Raw genomic sequence first — 19,329 nt, 5'->3', positions numbered from 1 at the left:
CTCTCGTTCTCCAAGGACGCAACGTGGCATGACGGCGTTATCCATTGGTTTGTCGTCTCCTATAATTCAAGCTTATCAGTTAATGTTTAGCCACTACCAGAAATACCGCCAATCCACCCAACAGGTTAAACCACAACAAGGCCGCCGCATACGCTTTCCACGACATTTCTTGTTCAGGATTAATCCCGCCCAAACGGTAACGCCAATTCTATGGGCGCGAAACAGCGATTAATCAGCACAGGGCAGTTTTCGTACACGTTCGCCATATAAACACCCAAAGGCTTTGCGAATAGCAAGAGCGTAATGAAATAGAACGAGATTTGGAGATAATCATTAATGATCATTAAAATTTCTCCGGAAAAAATAACGCCACTAACAGATAGATAAATAGCGCTATCGCCAGCAAAGCGCTTAGGCCGTAAATGATGGTCATTCGTAAGTCCTCTAATAACGGATTGTTGAGCGATAATTTAATGTAACGGATGTAAAAAAGTTGTAAAAATTGGTATTGGTTTTTATCTGGAAAAAGTTTAATTCTCGTTAACCCTCGACCGCATCATGCGGCCTACCTGATTTATAAAGCGTACCTTGGCTTAGTTCCGATACCTCTCGCCAAACAACTGACCCAAAGGTGGAGTGCTTTCTGATTAAATCGACGGGCTATCCGTAGGCTTACACTATGCTTTCAGGGCCGCATATCCCTTTATGGATGAAAACACCCGCATCGATCCAGCGTTTTCGTATACCGTCAGGAGCTGTCCAGGATTCATAGACGTATTCGACAGTTAATGTTAACTGCAATGCCATCAATTCAAGCGCATAAGCTATCTCATGGCCTTGTTGCAACAAGGTTAAAAACGCATGTTGGGTAGGCGTTAACAGCAAGATTCTTGTTAGATAATTTTTTCGGGCCATTGCGACCATCGAGTGCCCTTCGGGCGGGAATGCAGGATTGTTCCCTTTACGCACTTGCTGATAATAGCTTGCTACCGGAAAACGGTAATCGGCCAAGGCAAAGCAAGGTTGCAATTGCAATACGTGATCAGGCACTGTCCTATCGGCCAACAATTTCCCTTCGTGCCCTGGGGCATCAAACAGGACAAAAAGTTGACGCTCGAAACGCGCCAGATCAATCATAAAGTCGACCCAGCTTTCGCGCGCTTGTTGCAGGCCGTCTTTATCGGGTCGGGTTTGCTCCAAATATTGGGGGAAACGTCTGCCTAGTTCATATAAGGTATAGCTTTCAGAAGGATAGGCTTGTAGATATTCGCGGGCAAAATCCGTAAATAACTGATCGCCTAAGGCATGGCACAAAGCCGGGAACTGCTCTCTCATGCATTGCAATAGCCGAAGATAATAACTGCGCTGATAAATGCCCAACCGCTGTGCAGCTTTTAACTGGGCCGAGGGCCTTAAATGCTTTTCAATTTCTTGGCATGAAGTTGAACCTGGGGAAATGAGTGCATTTTGCAGCCATACCTGAATGGCATCGAGCGAAATAGTATCCTCGCTCATGCGCCCTCCGCTTGAGTCCTATCCATAACGCCAGGAACCAGGAAACCTACCGGATTTGAAATCGTTTCCTTTTCTGTTTCGCTTGAAATAGCGACGTTTGCAGGATCAAATTCGCCCAGCATATAGTCCTTTGCCTTAAGGATTTCCGCATGGCATTGTTCAAACGGCGGAATGTTGCCATCCCATTCCAATAAGCTGGCAACCCCGCCGGTACGAAGCCACGCCAGCCGAAACAGTTCCCAAACCGCTGTGCGTACCGTCCTATCGTGGGTATCGATAATATGGGTACCGCAATGTTGATGTCCGGCGAGATGCATTTGAATGACATACTCGCAAGGGAATTGCTCTATGTAATCAATTGCATCGGTGCCGGAGTTAAAAGCGCTGACATAGACATTGTTGACATCGAGCAATAATTGACAGCCGGTCTGCTTGCACAGCTCACGCAAAAAGTCAGGTTCCGATAGCGTTGATTGGGTAAACGTAATGTAAGTGCTGGGATTTTCCAGGACCAACTCTCGACCTAAAAAATCCTGTACTTGTGCAACCCGACCTGCCACATGTTTTAAGCTTTGTTCGGTTAAGGGTAACGGCAGCAAATCATGCGAATTAATACCCTGTACGCCCGTCCAGCAAAGATGGTCGCTGATCCAGGCCGCTTGCACTTCGGTTGCCAGGTTTTTCAACTTTTTCAGGTAGTCGAAATTCAGTGGTTCAGTACTTCCTATCGACAACGAAACGCCATGCAACGCCAATGGATAATGTTCGGCAACTTGGCGGATAACATGACGAGGCCATCCACCGGAGTCCATAAAGTTTTCAGAAATTGCTTCAAACCAATCAACTGCTGGCCACGCCGACAGAATGTGATTGAAGTGGCAATTGCGTAAACCGAGCCCTAACCCTAAATTTGAATGCGGCATCTGCAAGCCTACGCTTAGCTACATCCTCCAGCACCACTCATGCCACTGGCACCGCAGGCGGTCATGTTATCTCGGTCCTTATTATCTTCGGAAATCCACAAATAAGTCGGTCCTGTGTCGGCGAACGGGTCGGGTACTGGGCCTAATTGCTCAGGCAATGGTGTATTTACCCTTTGTTCAAGCAGTTCTTGGCGCAGCTGTGGATAGACCTTTGTTTGGAATACTTCGCGTGCCCGTTTCCAGACACTAAGGCCTTGGTTTTCGCCATTGGTACTAAACCGTTCGGCATTAATCGGCGTGGCACAAGACCCTAGCGTTTTACATTCGTTATAACCCGGATTTTTCATCTCTATCCCGGTGCCATAAAGGCCGCAACCGCCTTGATTTTTACAATCATTTTGTACGTGACAGGTATGGTCCGAAGTAGTCGAACAATAACCTTGCCCTGCACAGTCGTTCACGATGAAAACGCCTGGATTGTTGGGGTCTTCATGGCCTTTAGTCCCGTAACGGTCAGCACCTTTGCAGCTATTTAAGCCCATGCAAGCATGTAAGGGCAAACCGGGTGGTAACTGCCATTTCTTGGGTGGATTTATCGCAAATACCGGCGAATCCTTATACGGATAAGGTGTTGGGACAGGTTCGCCCGGTGCGGAATTAGGCGCTTCATGGGTTTTGCTGACGCTTTGATTGGCACTTAAGCTTTGTTGGCTTGTGTCATCCCAATAGCTGGCAACATCCGGCAAGGCATTGATCCGGTCGATAAGATATTGGACACCTGGATAATTCATGCTTTCGGCAATACTAGCGAGCGTCGTTAAGTTATTAAAAGCGTCTTTACGATGCCCGAGATTGATGTTTTCAAAAGTCGGGGCCAACACATGACCATTACCCAAATCGTAACCCCGCATGACTTGGATGAGTTTGTCCAAAATCCAAATCATTGACATATGCATGGCACTGTTGAAAAACAACTTTTGTGGTTGCTGTTGTTCATTTGCGCCGGGCTCTGCCGACACTTTGTAAATGGTCTCGGTCAGGATATACATATATTGGTAAACACCATTGCACAAGTCTGACAACGGCCTATAGTTTGTTCGCCCGGCAGTATTTTCTTGGTATATCGTCGAATAACCGATAGAAGAAGGATTGTCCGGGTAATTGGCAATCACGTTAGCCAATTCTTTTTCGGTAACAGTCGGGGTGATAGGTTCCGGAGTTTTGGGTACTGGATCCAAATATTCGCGGCGCTTAATATAGGGCTCCATTTGGGCCTGTAACAATAAGAACTTATAGTAGTGTGAGCGTTCTTTGTCCGACTTGTCATCCCATTGGGTATAGTCGGAACCTTCGCCTTGATGGCAAATAGTCAGGATCGCCTGGAGGGCGTCTTGCTTGCTGCTGACCGTTAGCAACTGCGTTTTGCCGACGTGACTGTCTGCCCTATTTTGGTATTCAGCCGCCGCCGATGCATTCGGATAATTGTCTAGTCTGGGCGCATCCCTACCTGGACAAGCAGCAGGAGGGATCCCCCAAGGATCAAATTTAGCCTTCGGACTGACGGTATCGACATTATTAGGCGAATAGTTATAACTCTGGATCTGATATTTTGCCGAGTCAGGGCCCCGAACCTGAAAACTCGCGTCGGTAATATGCTCACAACAGATTAAGCATCGAATATAAGAATAAAATTGGCCGATCATTGTCCAGTTCCTGTCCTTACGTGGCGTATGCCGTTGTTCCGGACGCTCGATTTGAAGAAAATGCCAAAGCTGATCGTAACTGAATTTAGCAAGGGGGATCAGGACAGCGGCGTCTTTTTTACCCTCCGGGCCGTCTGGACCTATAGGTTTATGATAGGGCAATGGAGTCGGGTAACTGGCGGGCGAATTGCGGTATAGCTGTGGCTCTTCGCCTAAGGCATAAAGTATATTCGCAGACAGCGACATATGTAACATTTCCTCGACAGCCACGCTCATGATGGCCGCTCCCGCCTTATTGGCAAATAAATCTTCAGGCCGAATATTCTCCCCCAGCCTATTGTTGCGTTCGAGCGAATAATACGTAAAAAGATAAATCGGGATCGTCGCTTGTTCAATCGCAATCGCCGTTTTAAGATTTTGTTTTAATTCTTCAAGAATATGTCCTGGGGATAATTTATTTAACTGGCTAACAAACTTTTTCTCTTCTGGGCTTAAAGCATCACAAAGATTTCCGCATTGATGATGGGTGTCTACAGAAACCATATAAATTCTCCGGTTAGGTAATGGAATGAGTGGCTGTCTCTGAAGTGTAGCAGCCTGTCAGGAAGTTTCAGGAAAAAATCGCTGCCAAGTGATACAGGAACTGAATTCGGCTTTCCTTAAGCTCGTTGCAATAGTTACGCCTGACGATATTCACTGGAGTCTATCAATTTTGTGTAGCTCGTATGGGTAGACCTGTATTTGGTTACGACCCATTGAGCCCCATGTTAAAGTACCCGTGCGTGGGAGAATGATACAATGTTTGGAAACATGTAGCCGAGTTGGGTAAAAAAATCGACCGATTTATTGGGATTTTTTACAGGCCGTTTTACAAGAATTTGTTTAACTTACCCATTAATATCACCTTACTAATCCCAAGTTATTTTCTATTCAATTGTTTAGTGGGTAAAGCAGTCAACTAGACTAAAAACAGGATTCCCTCAGCGTCTTCATCGAAGATAAGCCTTTTTCCTGGGCAAAAGCGATATTGGCTGCGGGAATGTCTTCCGGATTTTTATAATGCTCCAAAGCTTTGTCAATGCTGGCTTCCCGTAACAAATGCAGCATCGGGTAAACAGACCGGTTCGTATAATTTGCGGCATCGCTGTCAGTTGAGCCTGCAAATCGGTATAAGGGATGAAAACTGGCCAATTGATAAATACCGGCATATCCCTTTCGTTTTAATAGTTTCTCCGCGAGCGTCACTAGGTCAAGGAAATCATCAAATTGAGCAAACGCCTCAGGAAAAATCAGGAATGTGGTTTCTATATTATTATCGCCATCTAGCCTGATTAGCTCCCGTAAGACAGCGTCCATACAGCCATCCATGGCAATCTGGGTGTCAACTTCGTAATGGACTTTTTGCTCTTTGATAACCTGAGCAGCAAAAGGGCAAAAATGACATGCCACCACCACATCGGCTATCCATTTTTTTGTTTGTTTAATGATTTTATGGGAAGTGGCCATGTTTTCTTTATAGTAGGTATTTGCAATGGAATTTGTTTATCAGTGCATTGCAACAATAGATTGTCCTTTCTGTTGCAAGAGCGTAAGCTGATATTTGAGTATTAAAGGATGCTGCAAATATTGAGCTAATTGAGATACCGGCATACAATCCCGCCCCGCAACCATTTGGAACACGAAAATGAGCAAAGAACAAAGAAGCCATAAAGAAGACAAGAAAAAACCTGCCTTAAACCCCAAGGAAAAGAAAGCTGCGAAAAAGGCCAAGAAAGAATCTAAAGACTAACGATTGCGCCCAGCAAGCGGCGATTGAAAATCCGCGCACCTTTCCAGTACCCCTCCCTCATGAAGCATGAGGTAACCCTAGCTTCCTAGAGGTCGGCTGTTTGGATAAGGACGGAACCGTCCTCTTGGAAGTCATCCCGTTCAATAAGCCTTTTTGCGGCCTCTTGTATAACCATGCGATGCTGAACGACTGACTGCATCAGCTTATCATCCGAAGCCCCAAATTTAACCCTCAGGCTCTCGGACGAAATCCGGCAAAGCACCCGTTTTTTGTCAACTTCCGCCACAACAGTTGCCATTTTTGTCATATTGTTCCAGCACTCAAGCCTTGGGAAAGAAATCATAATATCTCCTGATCTAGATGTTTGAAAGCTGTGCACGCTGGATGGCCGCATCGCCGATTACTATTAGCCATAGGTTAGGCTCAACTAAGAAAACCAGGTGGAAATGGGGAACGCGACGCTATTCCCCATAATGAGGCAAAACTTACCTACCCTCTAAACGAGAGTAGGTCGTTAATCGTAAACTTTAGCGGCCATTTCTTGTCTTCCATCCCGCACGTACAGGTCAATATACGCTAAGATGTATCCAATAGCAGTTTTAATTCTGGTAAGAGTAGTTTTCACATACCTGAATCATTTGTATACAGGTTTTCAACGGGTATAAAAACATCAAGAAGCAATTGGATCTGAAAACCAGATAGCGAATCCTTAAAACCTAAACGCGGTCAGCTATAATCCTGATAAGCCCCAAATATGGCCATCAACCGGCTAAATTTCTATGTTGTTTATTATTCCTTGGCGAACGCGGCTTTGCCGCCAATGCGTTTTTACCCAATACGTTGCTAAAGCCGTTTTTCGCCGCCGGTTTATGGGTCGAACGGGCATTGTGCTTTAATGGCAATGCTGCGGGAATAGTGGCATCCGGCTCGAAGCCTACCACCATCTCGCGCGGCAACGCTTGCCGAATCAGTTTTTCTATACCCGCCAGCATTTGTTTTTCGTCGATACTGACTAACGATACCGCTTGCCCATTAGCTCCCGCGCGACCCGTACGGCCAATGCGATGCACATAATCTTCGGCAACATTGGGCAGGTCGAAGTTGACGACTTGCGGCAGTTGCTCGATGTCCAGGCCACGAGAAGCAATGTCGGTCGCCACCAATACGCGGACTTGACCTTGCTTGAAATCCGCTAGTGCCTTTGTCCGTGCGCCTTGGCTTTTGTTCCCATGGATAGCGGCGGCTGTTATGCCGTCTTGTGCGAGTTTTTCAGCAACGCGGTTTGCGCCGTGCTTGGTACGGGTAAACACCAACACCTGTTCCCAACCGTGATGGCGAACCAAATGGCTGAGCAATTCCGGTTTTCGCTTTTGGTCGACCGGATGCACCCATTGCTTGACCGTAGTGGCAGCCGCATTGCGTGGGGTCGCTTCGACGAACGCCGGGTTATGCAACAAATCTTTAGCCAGACCTCGGATATCATCGGAAAACGTCGCTGAAAACATCAATGTTTGCCGACGCTTGGGCAACAACGCCATGATCTTACGGATGTCGCGGATAAAGCCCATATCCAGCATCCGGTCGGCTTCGTCCAGCACCAGGATTTCTAGTTGCGAAAACTTGACCGCATTCTGGCTGTATAAGTCCATTAAGCGCCCAGGGGTAGCGACCAACACATCAACGCCGCGCCGCAACGCCATCATTTGCGGGTTGATCGAAACGCCGCCGAAAATGACCGCAGAACGTAAAGGCAAATGCTTACCGTAAGTGGCAACACTTTCGCCGACTTGCGCCGCCAGTTCACGGGTCGGCGTTAAGACCAGCGCACGGATAGAATTGGCTTGCACCTTATCGCCGCCGGATAGGCGATGTAATAGCGGTAAGGTAAATCCGGCAGTTTTGCCGGTGCCGGTTTGAGCTGCCGCCATCAGGTCCTGGCCGGATAATACCGCCGGAATCGCTTGTAATTGGATAGGGGTAGGGGTGGTGTAACCTTGCCCGCTCACTGCGCGCAAAAGGGGTTCGGACAAACCGAGAGTAGAAAATGTCATTGATTAAATTAAGTATGTAAAACCGCCATAAGCCCCCAGAGCCCCATACACCTTAAGGTGTTGTCAGGTGTGGCAAACGTGAGCGGAAAAAAAGGCTTTCAAACTTCAGCCTAAACGACAGGGATAACCAGATTAAAAAGCTGGAGAAAACTTGCGGACTGATGATTTTGATAGGATACGAATTTGGCAAACAGGACAGATTTTGTCGACTTACTGCACTTTTTCCTAAATTACTGATTCTATTATCACACTTATATGGATGCCGGTCAATAATAGATTGCTGGAATACCCCTCACTTTCAGTAACAACCCTGTTGAACCGTCAATAGGTGATTGTCATGGACCCTTTTCCCAGCGTTCATCTCGGAATGCATAACCTCAATTTTGGGCAGTAACGCTACGTTACTGGAGACTTTGGCTGTCCAGGTAATCTTCATAATTCCCATTAAAATCGACGATGCCTGTCGGGGTCAGTTCGATAATCCTTGTTGCTAACGACGATACGAACTCTCGGTCGTGGCTGACAAATATCAAGGTGCCGGGGTAGTTTTCCAACGCCGTATTCAGTGATTCGATAGATTCCATATCAAGGTGGTTGGTGGGTTCATCCATGACCATGATGTTATTTTTTTGCAGGATCAATTTGCCGAAAAGCATGCGGCCTTGCTCGCCCCCTGAAAGCACCTTGACAGGTTTGTTGATGTCGTCCGATGAGAATAACAAACGGCCTAAAGTGCCGCGTATCGTTTGGTCGTCGTCGCTTTCTTTACGCCATTGCCCCATCCATTCGATAAGCGTGACATTATCGGCAAAGTCTTCGGCGTGATCCTGGGCGTAATAACCCACTTCCGAGTTTTCCGACCATTTAATCTTGCCTGTATCCGGCCTTAAGTCCCCGACCAAGGTACGCAGCAGAGTGGATTTGCCGATCCCGTTAGGGCCGATGACGGCAACCCGCTCGCCCACGGCAATCATCAACTTTAAGTCTTTGAACAGCGGCCCTGCCCCATAACCCTTGCTCAAGCCTTCGATTTCCAACGCCACCCGGAACAGCTTTTTGCCTTGGTCAAAGCGGATAAAAGGGTTGACCCGACTGGACGGTTTAACTTCGTCGAGCTTAATTTTTTCCAACTGTCGTGCCCGTGAAGTCGCTTGCTTGGCTTTGGACGCATTCGCCGAAAAGCGGCTGACGAAGGTTTGCAACTCGGCCATTTGGGTTTTTTTCTTCGCATTTCCCGCCAGCAACTGTTCACGCACTTGCGATGCGGCAGTCATGTAATCGTCGTAGTTGCCAGGATAAACACGCAGCTCGCCATAATCCATATCCGCCATGTGGGTGCAGACGCTGTTCAAAAAATGCCGGTCATGCGAGATGATAATCATGGTGCTGTTGCGCTCGTTAAGCACATTTTCAAGCCAGCGGATGGTATTGATGTCCAAGTTGTTGGTCGGCTCGTCCAACAACAAGATGTCGGGATTGGCAAACAAGGCTTGCGCCAACAATACCCGCAATTTCCAACCTGGCGCAACGGCACTCATCAAGCCGTAATGCTGTCCCTGCGGGATGTCCAAACCGAGCAATAGCTCCCCTGCCCTGGCTTCGGCAGTGTAGCCGTCCATCTCCCCAAACTCCACTTCCAGGTCGGCGACCTGCAACCCTTCTTCTTCCGTCATTTCAGGCAGTGCGTAAATGCGGTCGCGTTCCTGCTTGATATGCCAGAGTTCCTTATGCCCCATAATGACGGTATCGATAACACTGAATTCTTCATAAGCAAATTGATCTTGGCGCAATATCCCTAAACGCTCACCAGGGGAGATGCTGACGTTGCCGGTGGAAGGTTCCAGGTCGCCGCTCAGGATTTTCATGAAGGTGGATTTGCCGCAACCATTAGCGCCGATCAAGCCGTAACGGTTGCCGTCACCGAATTTAACAGAAACGTTTTCAAACAGGGGCTTAGCCCCAAACTGCATAGTAATGTTCGCGGAGGTTATCAAAGGGGTGTTCCGAAAGGGTGGGAAATAAAGTGATACCCAAGGTAAGTGGTTATGGCTTTTGGGCGTATGCGGTGACTATTTTACAACAATTGGCTTCCATATACTTACACAAAATCGCAGCCACTCGTAATAGTGAATTTTCTGTAGCCTCAAACACGAATAATGGGTTTATGCAAAATTTAGAAACAAAAAAGCGGCGATACTTAGCATTAACGGCTATATCGCCTTTTACAATGGGAAGCATGTTCAATGCAGGTTAGGTTATCTGCCTCCCACGGAATTCGAACGTAACTCCCTAAGAAATGCTGCCCAACTGTGTATCCCTATTTTTGTTGCCTATAGATTCGGCCTTTTAATGTCCGAACCGTTCGTGCTGAGCTTGTCGAAGCACACACCGCCTTTCGACAGGCTCAAGGCGAACGGAAACTTAATACTTCACAAGGCCGAATCAATAGTCATCACTCTTATGGAGGCTATGGCAATGGTTTAATGCTTTTTACGCCACATCTGATAAACCTGCGCGACATGCTCTATGGCAGCTTGTTGGCGAAGTTTAAATTGTTTTTGATAGGTCCCGTTTTTCACGAAAAAATGGTCTTTTTGGCTAGGTGTAGGGGTATCGACTGCCAGACAATCGTGGTCTGGAAGATTACGGTGTTTTTGCAATTCATTGGGCTTTTTTAAATCGGACGGGTAAGTTGTATACCATCGCCACCATTGCCCGGAAATCAACTGCCCTTGCCACAACTTTGCCGCTTTTTTTGCATCAAGGCTTGCGCCTGGCATCGGCAAGCCTGTAAAGTCATACGCCAATTGTGCTGAGGGGATGGGGTTGGCAGGATCGTAAGGTGAAATGCGATTCGAGGTGGTTTTGGGGGCAAAATAAGCGTACAAGGTATGCGCGTAAAAATCACCAATCGCGTGGACAGCCAGCCCAAAATCATCAAGATCCCCAGACTGTAAGCGACGGTTAATCCGATCCCAACTTTCTTGTACGTATGCAAAGTCAAAATGGTCTCTTGGATCATAAGCCAGCACATTAATATCAACCCTTAAGCTAGCGGCCTTGACCTTGTTTAAGTCATTTATCGGCATTCCTATGAGTGCCCGTTCAAAAATAAAGCTATGGACACTGGCTGCGAATGAGGGGTCAAACGTCGTCCAAAAGTTGCGGCTGTTCAGATAATCCTGAAGTGTTTCACCTGCGATAGCTTCGGTGGAACGCACTCGCCATAAATGTTCAGGATTAAAGACAAAGCACGGAATATATTCAATATCTTGAATGGCGTAGTCGGGGTTATAACTTGCCTTCTTAGGTTCGTCAGGACTTTTTTTATCTGGGCTAAATTTTTTATTTTGTTTTACTTGCGCCAAGGGATCAAGAATTTGCCAAGCGCCTGATTCGTTTTGATACATAACCCAGGCATGGTCGTGAGGTTTGCTACGTTCGAGGGTATGATCCACAATCCGGCCTAATGCGACCCTTACGCAGGTATGGCTGATGCCAGATTCGATTAGCAGGCTTGCCAAAAGAAAACTCAAGTCCTCACAATCCCCACCGTTTTGGGCCAGCGTTTCTTCAGGAAATAACCATTGGTCGAAGCGCCGTTTTGATTTGATATAGTCCAGGCTCGAGAACCAGTTAAAAATCTTATCGGCACGAAAATCAAATCCTCCGGTGCTGCGTTTAAAAAACAACAATTTGTCCTGGATCGTCCATTTATCCGAAATCTCGTGGAGCGTTTTCCGTATCACTGAATTGCCGCCAATAGACACAAACTCGCGTATATCGATGTAATAGCCTTTGATTTGTGTTCCGGGAACTTTTCGGCTGGCCGGGATGGTCGTGTCGTGGACAATCATGTCGCCACTCCAATTCCAGCCTTGGTAAGGACGAATACCGTTCAATTGCATACACATACAAAGTTCCTCATAGTAGAAATCAGCTCAATAAAGGTTTGGATTTACCCATCGCGAAAGGAGAAGCGTTATGTAATTATGAAGTAATGTAAAAAATAGCACCTTTTCGTATATTTATTGGAAATTGCGATAAAGTTTAATAAAACTGCGTAGCCATCAAAAATGTTGGGTTGATATTTTCAAGACTTTTTTCTGCATTGTGCACTGGGAGGCTCCTGACGCCGGTCGAAATTTGGTGAGGCTCCCGCTGGACAAACCCGTATTTCCGCCTGCGTTGCAGGCACCGACATCGGTGCCGATGAACCCCGAACTCGCCGAGCACCGCTAAATACTTATTGCTTTTTCGAATCCATGCGCCGTCGCCGAATCCAACTTTTAAGGATATTCTGGATACGTCGATTTCGATCATTAGTTTGACCGTATGACAAATTCACGGCTCGCCAAGAACCCATTAACCCGTTACTGTTCGTACTACGCCCTTCGACCCAGATCAGGGAAGCCTTGTCGAAATTCCCATTAATAGAAATACATTCAGCATTAAAGACAAGCATCCCTTTCTTATCAACTCACCCCGAGTGAGATCAACGCCTAGCCGTTCGTCCCTGTCGAACAGCTTATTCATAGCTCCCTTCAATAACCTCAAAAATACTGATGTCCACACATTGAACCGACTTCACAAAAAACTATCGGCACATCCACTTAGCCGATAGATAGCCTATCTCAACATTAAAAAACCATCACCACTGACATATAGCCGTCATGTTGCTGTCACCGCAAATTCATATTACTGGGTTATGGTTAGGGCATTCGTCAGGTGCTGATATTCGTCTTGACTAAAGCGCTTGGTGAATTGCAGCGGTTGGAAACTGGCCCAATAACCCCCACCACCCACAGACATTCAACAAATTCAAAAAGGAGCAAACCCATGAAAATGCGACAAATTGCTAGCGGTATCGCCTTAATACTCTCTATGACTCGTATTTGCCACGGAGTTGAAATTGAACAAGAACGTAAACCGCAAAAGCGGCCGGTAAATGTCAAAATAATTGCCATCAATGACTTCCACGGACAATTAGAATCACCGGGTTCATTGCGCAATGCACCCGCCACCCCGCAACCTAGCACATCAGTAGGCGGCATCGATTGGATTGCGGGTTATATCGCCGACATTAGGGGCAAAAATCCCAATACGACTTTTGTTTCGGCAGGTGATCTTATTGGCGCGACGCCCCTGGTTTCTGCCCTATTCCATGATGAAGGCACTATCGAGACTATGAACCGTGTTGGTTTGGATATCAATGCCGTCGGTAATCACGAGTTTGATGAAGGCAAGGATGAGTTGTTAAGGATGCAAAAGGGCGGCTGCCACCCGACCGATGCAAACAGTTGCCAAGGTGCTGCCGTCGGAACGCCCGTCCCATTCGAAGGCGCTGATTTTAAGTTTTTGGCAGCTAATGTCGTAGAAACGGCTACCGGCAAGACCTTGTTTCCTCCTTATACCATCAAAGAATACGACGACGTTAAAGTTGCTTATATCGGCCTGACTCTAAAAGAAACGCCCACGATAGTAACGCCTACAGGCGTGGCAGGATTGGAATTCAAAGATGAAGCCGTAACTATTAACGCCTTGATTCCGCAACTTTACAGAAGGGGCGCGAAAGCCATTGTGGTCTTGATCCATCAAGGCGGTACGATACCTGTGGCGCAAGCTGTATCGACCATCAATACCTGTGACGACAACCTAGCGGGTTCTCCGTTGAAAACGATAGTCAACCGACTATCCGATTTGGTTGACCTTGTGATCTCTGGACATACCCATCAAGCTTATAACTGCATGGTTGCAACCCAGAATGGCACTCACACCATTCCGGTGACCAGCGCCAATTCCCAAGGCCGCGTATTTACTGACATTGATATGGCTATTAATGCCAAAACCGGAAGGGTACAAAGCGTCAATGCGACGAATAAGCTTGTGGACAGGACGAATACGGCCATTATCCCAGATGCGGGTATCAAGCAGATTGTCGATAACTACAAGGCACTAGTGCAACCGATTGCTGACCGTGTTATCGGCAGCATTACTGCCATTCTTTCGCGCACCCCTAATACGGCAGGCGAATCGGCTATGGGTGACGTAATCGCCGATTCTCAACTGACTGCCACTAAAGATCCTGGCTTCGGCAACGCAGTGGTTGCCTTTATGAATCCTGGTGGCATTCGCGAAAGCTTGACATATCTTTCAAGCAGCGCTGGGGAAGGCGATGGCAATGTCACGTTCGGCGAAGCGTTTTCTGTACACCCGTTTGGAAATAGCCTAGTGACAATGACATTGACAGGCGCACAAATCGAAACCTTGCTCGAACAGCAATTTACCGGTTGCCCAAACAACCAGCCTTTTAATCGGATACTGTCGGTTTCTGAAGGGTTCTCTTACGAATGGTCATTGTCCGGCCCTGCTTGTGACAAGGTTAATCCAGCCAGCATCAAAATCAATGGGGTAGCGGTTGACCCGACAGCCAATTATAGGGTCACGGTCAACAGCTTTATGGCAGATGGCGGCGATAATTTCTTAGTCCTTCCGCAAGGCACAAACCGTTTGGGAGGCGCACAAGACATCGATGCCCTGGAAGCATACTTCGCGCTTAACTCGCCTGTTACACCCGGCCTGCTTGACCGCATACTAAGCTTGCCATAACCGCAATGGCTTTTGCGATGCCAGCCGCTGGTTGCTTCTACCAGCGGCTGGCATGGCGTTCTAATCCTATTTCCTGCTTGCTTGCTTTTCATCAATTGTTAACAGAACCGACATCAAACCGACATAACAGCCGAGTAGTGTTCAAGGTTCAGCCTAGATACTTTCTAAGTTGAATTCGATAACTAAAAAATAATACGTTGGAGATTACCATGAGATTGATTAACACGTTATTCGCTATATCGGCAGTGCTAACAACACTGTCCCCCCTCGCACAATCTGCCGAAAATGAACCGCACCCTGTACATAGCGTCCAGTTGGGGCCTAGGCCATTTTTCTTGGTCAACGATATGCAGGACAGCGCACTTAAAACCAAGCTGCAAAAATGTTCTGAAAATTCTTTCCATAAAACCGATTTTTCGATTGGCCATCGTGGCGCCGCCCTGCAATTTTCCGAGCACACCAAGCAATCGTATGAAGCGGCGGCGCGTATGGGTGCGGGCATAGTCGAGTGCGACGTCACCTTTACCAAGGACAAAGAACTGGTCTGCCGCCATTCACAATGCGACCTGCACACGACGACTAACATCCTGGAAACGCCTTTAGCCAGTAAGTGCTCAGTCCAACCCGACTTTACCAGTGCAACACCGTTTGCTAACGTGCAATGCTGTACCAGCGATATTTCTTTAGCTGAATTCAAGACGCTGAAAGGCAAGATGGATGGCAGTAATCCCAACGCGAAAACGGTTGCGGAATATATGGCCGGCACTCCTGATTTTCGTACCGATACGTATTCCGGCAATGGCATCTTGATGAGCCATAAGGAAAGCATAAGCCTGTTCAAGAAACTGGGCGTAAAGATGACACCGGAGCTAAAAGCTGCCAGCGTACCTATGCCGTTTGACGGCTTTACCCAGCAAGATTACGCACAAAAAATGATTGATGAATATAAGGCTGCCGGTGTAAATCCGACGGACGTTTATGCACAATCCTTTAACCATGATGACTTACGTTACTGGATTAACCATGAACCTGCTTTTGGCAGACAAGCCGTTGCCCTCGAAGACTTGAATGTTCCTGCCGACATGCCGGCTGCTACCGCCAGATTGGCTTCGCTTGCTGCAGACGGTGTACAAATAGTGGCACCGCCAACCTGGACGTTGGTGACTCTCGATGCCCGTAACAAGATTATTCCTTCCGACTATGCCTTAGCCGCTAAGGCCGCTGGGCTGGACATCATCACTTGGACGTTGGAACGTTCTGGCCTGCTAAAAAATATTGCCGGCAATTCTTTCTACTATCAATCCGTCTTAGGCGGCGTTAAAACCGATGGAGACACGATGGTCCTTCTCGATGTGCTGGCACAAGATGTCGGTATAAGGGGTATTTTCTCAGATTGGGCCGCTACCGTTACTTATTATGCCAACTGCATGAAATTGAAATAGCCGTGTGAACGGGCGGGTTAACCGAGTAACCCGCCCGTTTATCACGCACTATCTCGCATCATTTGGCATTTTTGCCTTGAATCTCATCGACCCTACCTGAGGAGCTTTCCCCATGAAAACATGCGACCCAAATTCTTACCTGAACCCCAAATGCTTAACCTTCGCCGCCCTGCCTCTATTACTGGCCTGCACGATACCAAACGCCGTAGCGGCTGATGTCCCACTGATGGAACAAGGCATCCAATTCGGCGACTTGGCTCCAGGACGGACTATCGTCTGGAGCCGTTCTGACCGCCCAGCGCGTATGATGGTGCAATACGCATTCAACGAACAATTTACACATGCCAAAACTATCGTCGGCCCTTATGCAGATGAAGGCAATGATTTTACCGCCCGTCAGGATTTGGTCGGGCTTCCCGAAGGCAAGGATGTTTTCGTCAAAGTCTGGTTTGAAGACTTGACCAATGCCCACGGCAAAAGCGAACCGATACTCGGCCATTTCCATACCATCGGCAAACAAGAAAGCATCCGTTTCGTTTGGGGCGGGGACGTCAGTGGCCAAGGCTGGGGTATCAACGAAGCCTTTGGCGGCATGAAAATCTATGAAGCAATGCGTCAAGTTGAACCGCAATTCTATATTTCCAGCGGCGACAATGTCTATTCTGACGGCCCTATACCTGAAAGCAAACCGGCGGAGAATGGACAAATTTGGACCAACCTTGTGATCCCTGAGGTGAGCAAAGTTGCCGAAACCCTGGGTGAATTCCGTGGCCGTTACAAATATAACCTGATGGACCACAATATCCGTCGGTTCAACGCCGAAGTGCCGCAAATATGGCAATGGGACGACCATGAAGTCGTCAACAATTGGTCTAGCGCCAAAGACTTAAACGCAGATGACCGCTATACCGTTAAGGATATTCCGACCTTAATCGCCCGTGCCACCAAAGCCTTTCATGAATACGCCCCCTTGCGTCCCCATGATGCTGAGGAATCTGACCGTGTATACCGGAAAATTTCTTACGGTAGATTGCTGGATGTGTTTGTCTTGGACATGCGCAGCTATCGCGGGCCTAATACAGCCAATCTGCAAACTCAGGAAAGCATTGAAACTGCATTTCTTGGTGATTTGCAAGTGGCATGGCTGGAGAATGAGCTGAAAAACTCTAAGGCCGTATGGAAAGTCATTTCTGCGGACATGCCAATTGGCCTGAACATAGGGGACGGCACTATTAACAATATTCCCAATGGTACGCCTCGCTGGGAGGCCATTGCCAATGGCGACAATGGCGTGGCACGTGGGCGTGAATTGGAAACGGCCCGTTTGTTGCGCTTCATCAAGCACGAGGAAATCAACAATATTGTTTGGCTAACAGCGGACGTGCATTACGCCGCCGCCCATTTCTATGATCCCGCCAAGGCTCAAACCAAAGACTTTACACCGTTTTGGGAGTTCGTCGCCGGCCCACTCAATGCGGGTTCTTTTGGCCCAAATACCACAGACGGCACTTTCGGCCCACAAGTGGTATTTAGCAAAGCACCACCTGACGGGAAGTCTAATCTTTCACCTTATGCGGGACTGCAATTTTTCGGTGAAGTAAACATCGACAGGAACAGTAAAGCATTGACCGTTGACCTGAAAGATATTGCAGGCACGACGGTATTTAGCAAGACGTTGCCCGCAGAAGATTAACATAAGGATCCCCGAAAAAGGTTGGGAATCCCATCCGGGTCGGGCACAATTTGTCACGGGCAAGTCCTCGTTCGAATTAAGTGTAACCCACTGAACTTTATTCGACTATACAGGACTTGTCCGCCTTTTTCATGTCATGTTCGGGCTCGCTGAACGATAATCTTGAACCAGATGACATAGATTCGTTTTTACCGGGTAAAATTAGTATTGGACATAAGTTGGACAACCTAGGGATCGTCCGTCATGTCAATCCTACAACTGGTTGACGATATGTTCGCCAATTGCCAGTGAAGCCGTAGCCGCCGGGCTTGGCGCGTTAATCACGTGAATAGCATTGTGGCGTACCACCAAGTGAAAATCATTGACCAAATCGCCTGTCGCACTCATGGCTTGGGCGCGTACGCCGGCATGCCCCGGAACTAAGTCATCTATCCGTATATCCGGTACAAGCCGCTGAAGTGTCTTGCAGAAATGGTCTTTACTCAATGACTGTGCGAATTCTGAAAAGGCCATCGCCGGATATTTACGAAGAAAACGCCAAAGCCCAGGAAACAGTAACGCATCAAGCAGATCCCGACTATCGATTTTAGAAAAATGGTATCCTTCGCGGGCAAAAGCTAGCACAGCGTTCGGACCGGCCTCCACTCCCCCATGAATCATCCGGGTAAAATGGACACCCAAGAAAGGAAATTCTGGATTGGGCACTGGATACACCAAGTTTTTCACCAACTGCCCTGCCGAAGGTTTGAGCAGGTAATATTCACCGCGAAATGGAACAATCCTTACCTCACGTTTTTCCCCGGCAAGTTCAGCGACACGGTCGCAATATAATCCTGCACAATTGACCAAGAAATCACCGGTGAATTCGGTTTTAGTGCTGGTGGTGGTTAACCACATGCCAGACTTGAGGTTGATTTGCACGACTTTGGCATCAGTCACAATCTGTCCGCCACGGTCTTGGATAATGGCGGCCATTCGGTCACAGACTTGCCGATAGTCGACTATTCCTTCTTCTGGGACATGCACGGCCGCTAGTGCATTGACGTTGGGTTCGAGTTTTCGTGCTTCGTCCCTATCAAGCTTCTTGAGCCCTTTCAGCCCGTTTGATATGCCGCGCCTGAATAATTCATCCAAACGCGGCAATTCTTCAGGCGTTACAGCAACAACAAGTTTCCCGCAGATCTCATGAGCGATATGCTCCATACGGCAGAACTCAACCATTTGTTTAATACCGGTTACAGCCAATTTTGCTTTGGCTGAACCAGGCGCATAGTAAAGTCCTGCGTGTAAAACACCGCTATTGTGGGTGCTTTGATGCATACCGACCTTGGTTTCTTTTTCCAGCAAAATGAGCTTAGCCGACGGAAAACGCTCCAATAGCCGATAAGCGGTAGCCAAACCCACTAATCCGCCCCCTATAACAAGAAAGGATTTTTGTTTATTCATGGAAGATTTCTAAGTCCTGATTAATTAAATTGTAATGCATGAACATTATCCCATCGACAATCCCCATAAGGGATATACAATTAGCCTGTTCATTGGCCATTCTTGAGCCTTGCCAGAAATCCTTTCCGTACTGTGCTCCATTTTCTATGTCGAGAACA

14 protein-coding genes are annotated in these 19,329 nt (G+C 47.6%); 4 read left to right on the top strand and 10 right to left on the bottom strand.

Features of this window, described 5'->3' with window-relative positions:
- Positions 1-232: hypothetical protein (locus MGMO_RS21270; RefSeq protein ID WP_456152403.1), on the top strand; the 232-nt coding region annotated here is incomplete at its 5' end.
- 111 nt (positions 233-343) lie between these two features.
- On the opposite strand, the gene kdpF is transcribed toward MGMO_RS21270, so the two are convergent.
- From kdpF to MGMO_RS13980, 9 genes are all read right to left on the bottom strand, one after another.
- Entirely contained in the window at positions 344-433 is a 90-nt protein-coding gene (kdpF, locus tag MGMO_RS14020; RefSeq protein ID WP_023495712.1) for a K(+)-transporting ATPase subunit F, read from the bottom strand.
- A 239-nt stretch (positions 434-672) separates the two neighbouring features.
- Complete coding sequence (locus MGMO_RS14015; protein WP_023495711.1) at positions 673-1,515, bottom strand: HvfC/BufC N-terminal domain-containing protein; 843 nt, start codon at positions 1,513-1,515, stop codon at positions 673-675.
- Positions 1,512-2,438 carry an MNIO family bufferin maturase gene (gene bufB / locus MGMO_RS14010; RefSeq protein ID WP_023495710.1) on the bottom strand — a complete coding sequence of 309 codons (927 nt, stop codon included), beginning with the start codon at positions 2,436-2,438 and terminating at the stop codon, positions 1,512-1,514. The genes MGMO_RS14015 and bufB overlap by 4 nt, the downstream gene beginning before the upstream one ends.
- 14 nt (positions 2,439-2,452) lie before the next feature.
- Entirely contained in the window at positions 2,453-4,684 is a 2,232-nt protein-coding gene (locus MGMO_RS19110; protein WP_023495709.1) for a ferritin-like domain-containing protein, read from the bottom strand.
- Positions 4,685-5,104: 420 nt separating this feature from the next.
- Complete coding sequence (locus MGMO_RS14000) at positions 5,105-5,647, bottom strand: DUF1415 domain-containing protein (protein ID WP_023495708.1); 543 nt, start codon at positions 5,645-5,647, stop codon at positions 5,105-5,107.
- Positions 5,648-6,015: 368 nt separating this feature from the next.
- Complete coding sequence (locus MGMO_RS13995; RefSeq protein ID WP_023495706.1) at positions 6,016-6,273, bottom strand: DUF1488 family protein; 258 nt, start codon at positions 6,271-6,273, stop codon at positions 6,016-6,018.
- A gap of 418 nt (positions 6,274-6,691) precedes the next feature.
- Entirely contained in the window at positions 6,692-7,981 is a 1,290-nt protein-coding gene (locus tag MGMO_RS13990) for a DEAD/DEAH box helicase (protein ID WP_023495705.1), read from the bottom strand.
- A gap of 401 nt (positions 7,982-8,382) precedes the next feature.
- Positions 8,383-9,975 carry an ABC-F family ATPase gene (locus tag MGMO_RS13985; protein WP_023495704.1) on the bottom strand — a complete coding sequence of 531 codons (1,593 nt, stop codon included), beginning with the start codon at positions 9,973-9,975 and terminating at the stop codon, positions 8,383-8,385.
- Between the two features lie 486 nt (positions 9,976-10,461).
- Positions 10,462-11,895, bottom strand: a complete 1,434-nt coding sequence (locus MGMO_RS13980; RefSeq protein ID WP_023495703.1) for a transglutaminase domain-containing protein — start codon at positions 11,893-11,895, stop codon at positions 10,462-10,464.
- A 925-nt stretch (positions 11,896-12,820) separates the two neighbouring features.
- Between MGMO_RS13980 and MGMO_RS13970 the strand changes: the two genes are divergently transcribed.
- The 3 genes from MGMO_RS13970 to MGMO_RS13960 all read left to right on the top strand — a co-directional run bounded on the left by MGMO_RS13970 (position 12,821) and on the right by MGMO_RS13960 (position 17,725).
- The gene (locus tag MGMO_RS13970; RefSeq protein WP_023495702.1) at positions 12,821-14,590 is read left to right on the top strand and encodes a bifunctional metallophosphatase/5'-nucleotidase; all 1,770 of its coding nucleotides are present in this window, start codon (positions 12,821-12,823) and stop codon (positions 14,588-14,590) included.
- A gap of 209 nt (positions 14,591-14,799) precedes the next feature.
- Positions 14,800-16,032 (top strand): glycerophosphodiester phosphodiesterase family protein, encoded by a 1,233-nt coding sequence (locus MGMO_RS13965; RefSeq protein ID WP_023495701.1) that lies wholly within the window; start codon positions 14,800-14,802, stop codon positions 16,030-16,032.
- A 112-nt stretch (positions 16,033-16,144) separates the two neighbouring features.
- Entirely contained in the window at positions 16,145-17,725 is a 1,581-nt protein-coding gene (locus tag MGMO_RS13960) for an alkaline phosphatase D family protein (RefSeq protein WP_023495700.1), read from the top strand.
- Between the two features lie 252 nt (positions 17,726-17,977).
- Here MGMO_RS13960 and lhgO read toward each other — a convergent pair whose 3' ends face one another.
- Positions 17,978-19,171: an L-2-hydroxyglutarate oxidase gene (gene lhgO, locus MGMO_RS13955; protein WP_023495699.1), complete on the bottom strand. Its 1,194-nt coding sequence runs from the start codon at positions 19,169-19,171 to the stop codon at positions 17,978-17,980.
- Between the last annotated feature and the right edge of the window lie 158 nt (positions 19,172-19,329).

Source organism: Methyloglobulus morosus KoM1, from assembly GCF_000496735.2.
Lineage (GTDB): Bacteria > Pseudomonadota > Gammaproteobacteria > Methylococcales > Methylomonadaceae > Methyloglobulus > Methyloglobulus morosus.
Note: the sequence above shows the minus strand (reverse complement) of the source record. Positions and strands in the feature narration are given on the sequence as shown.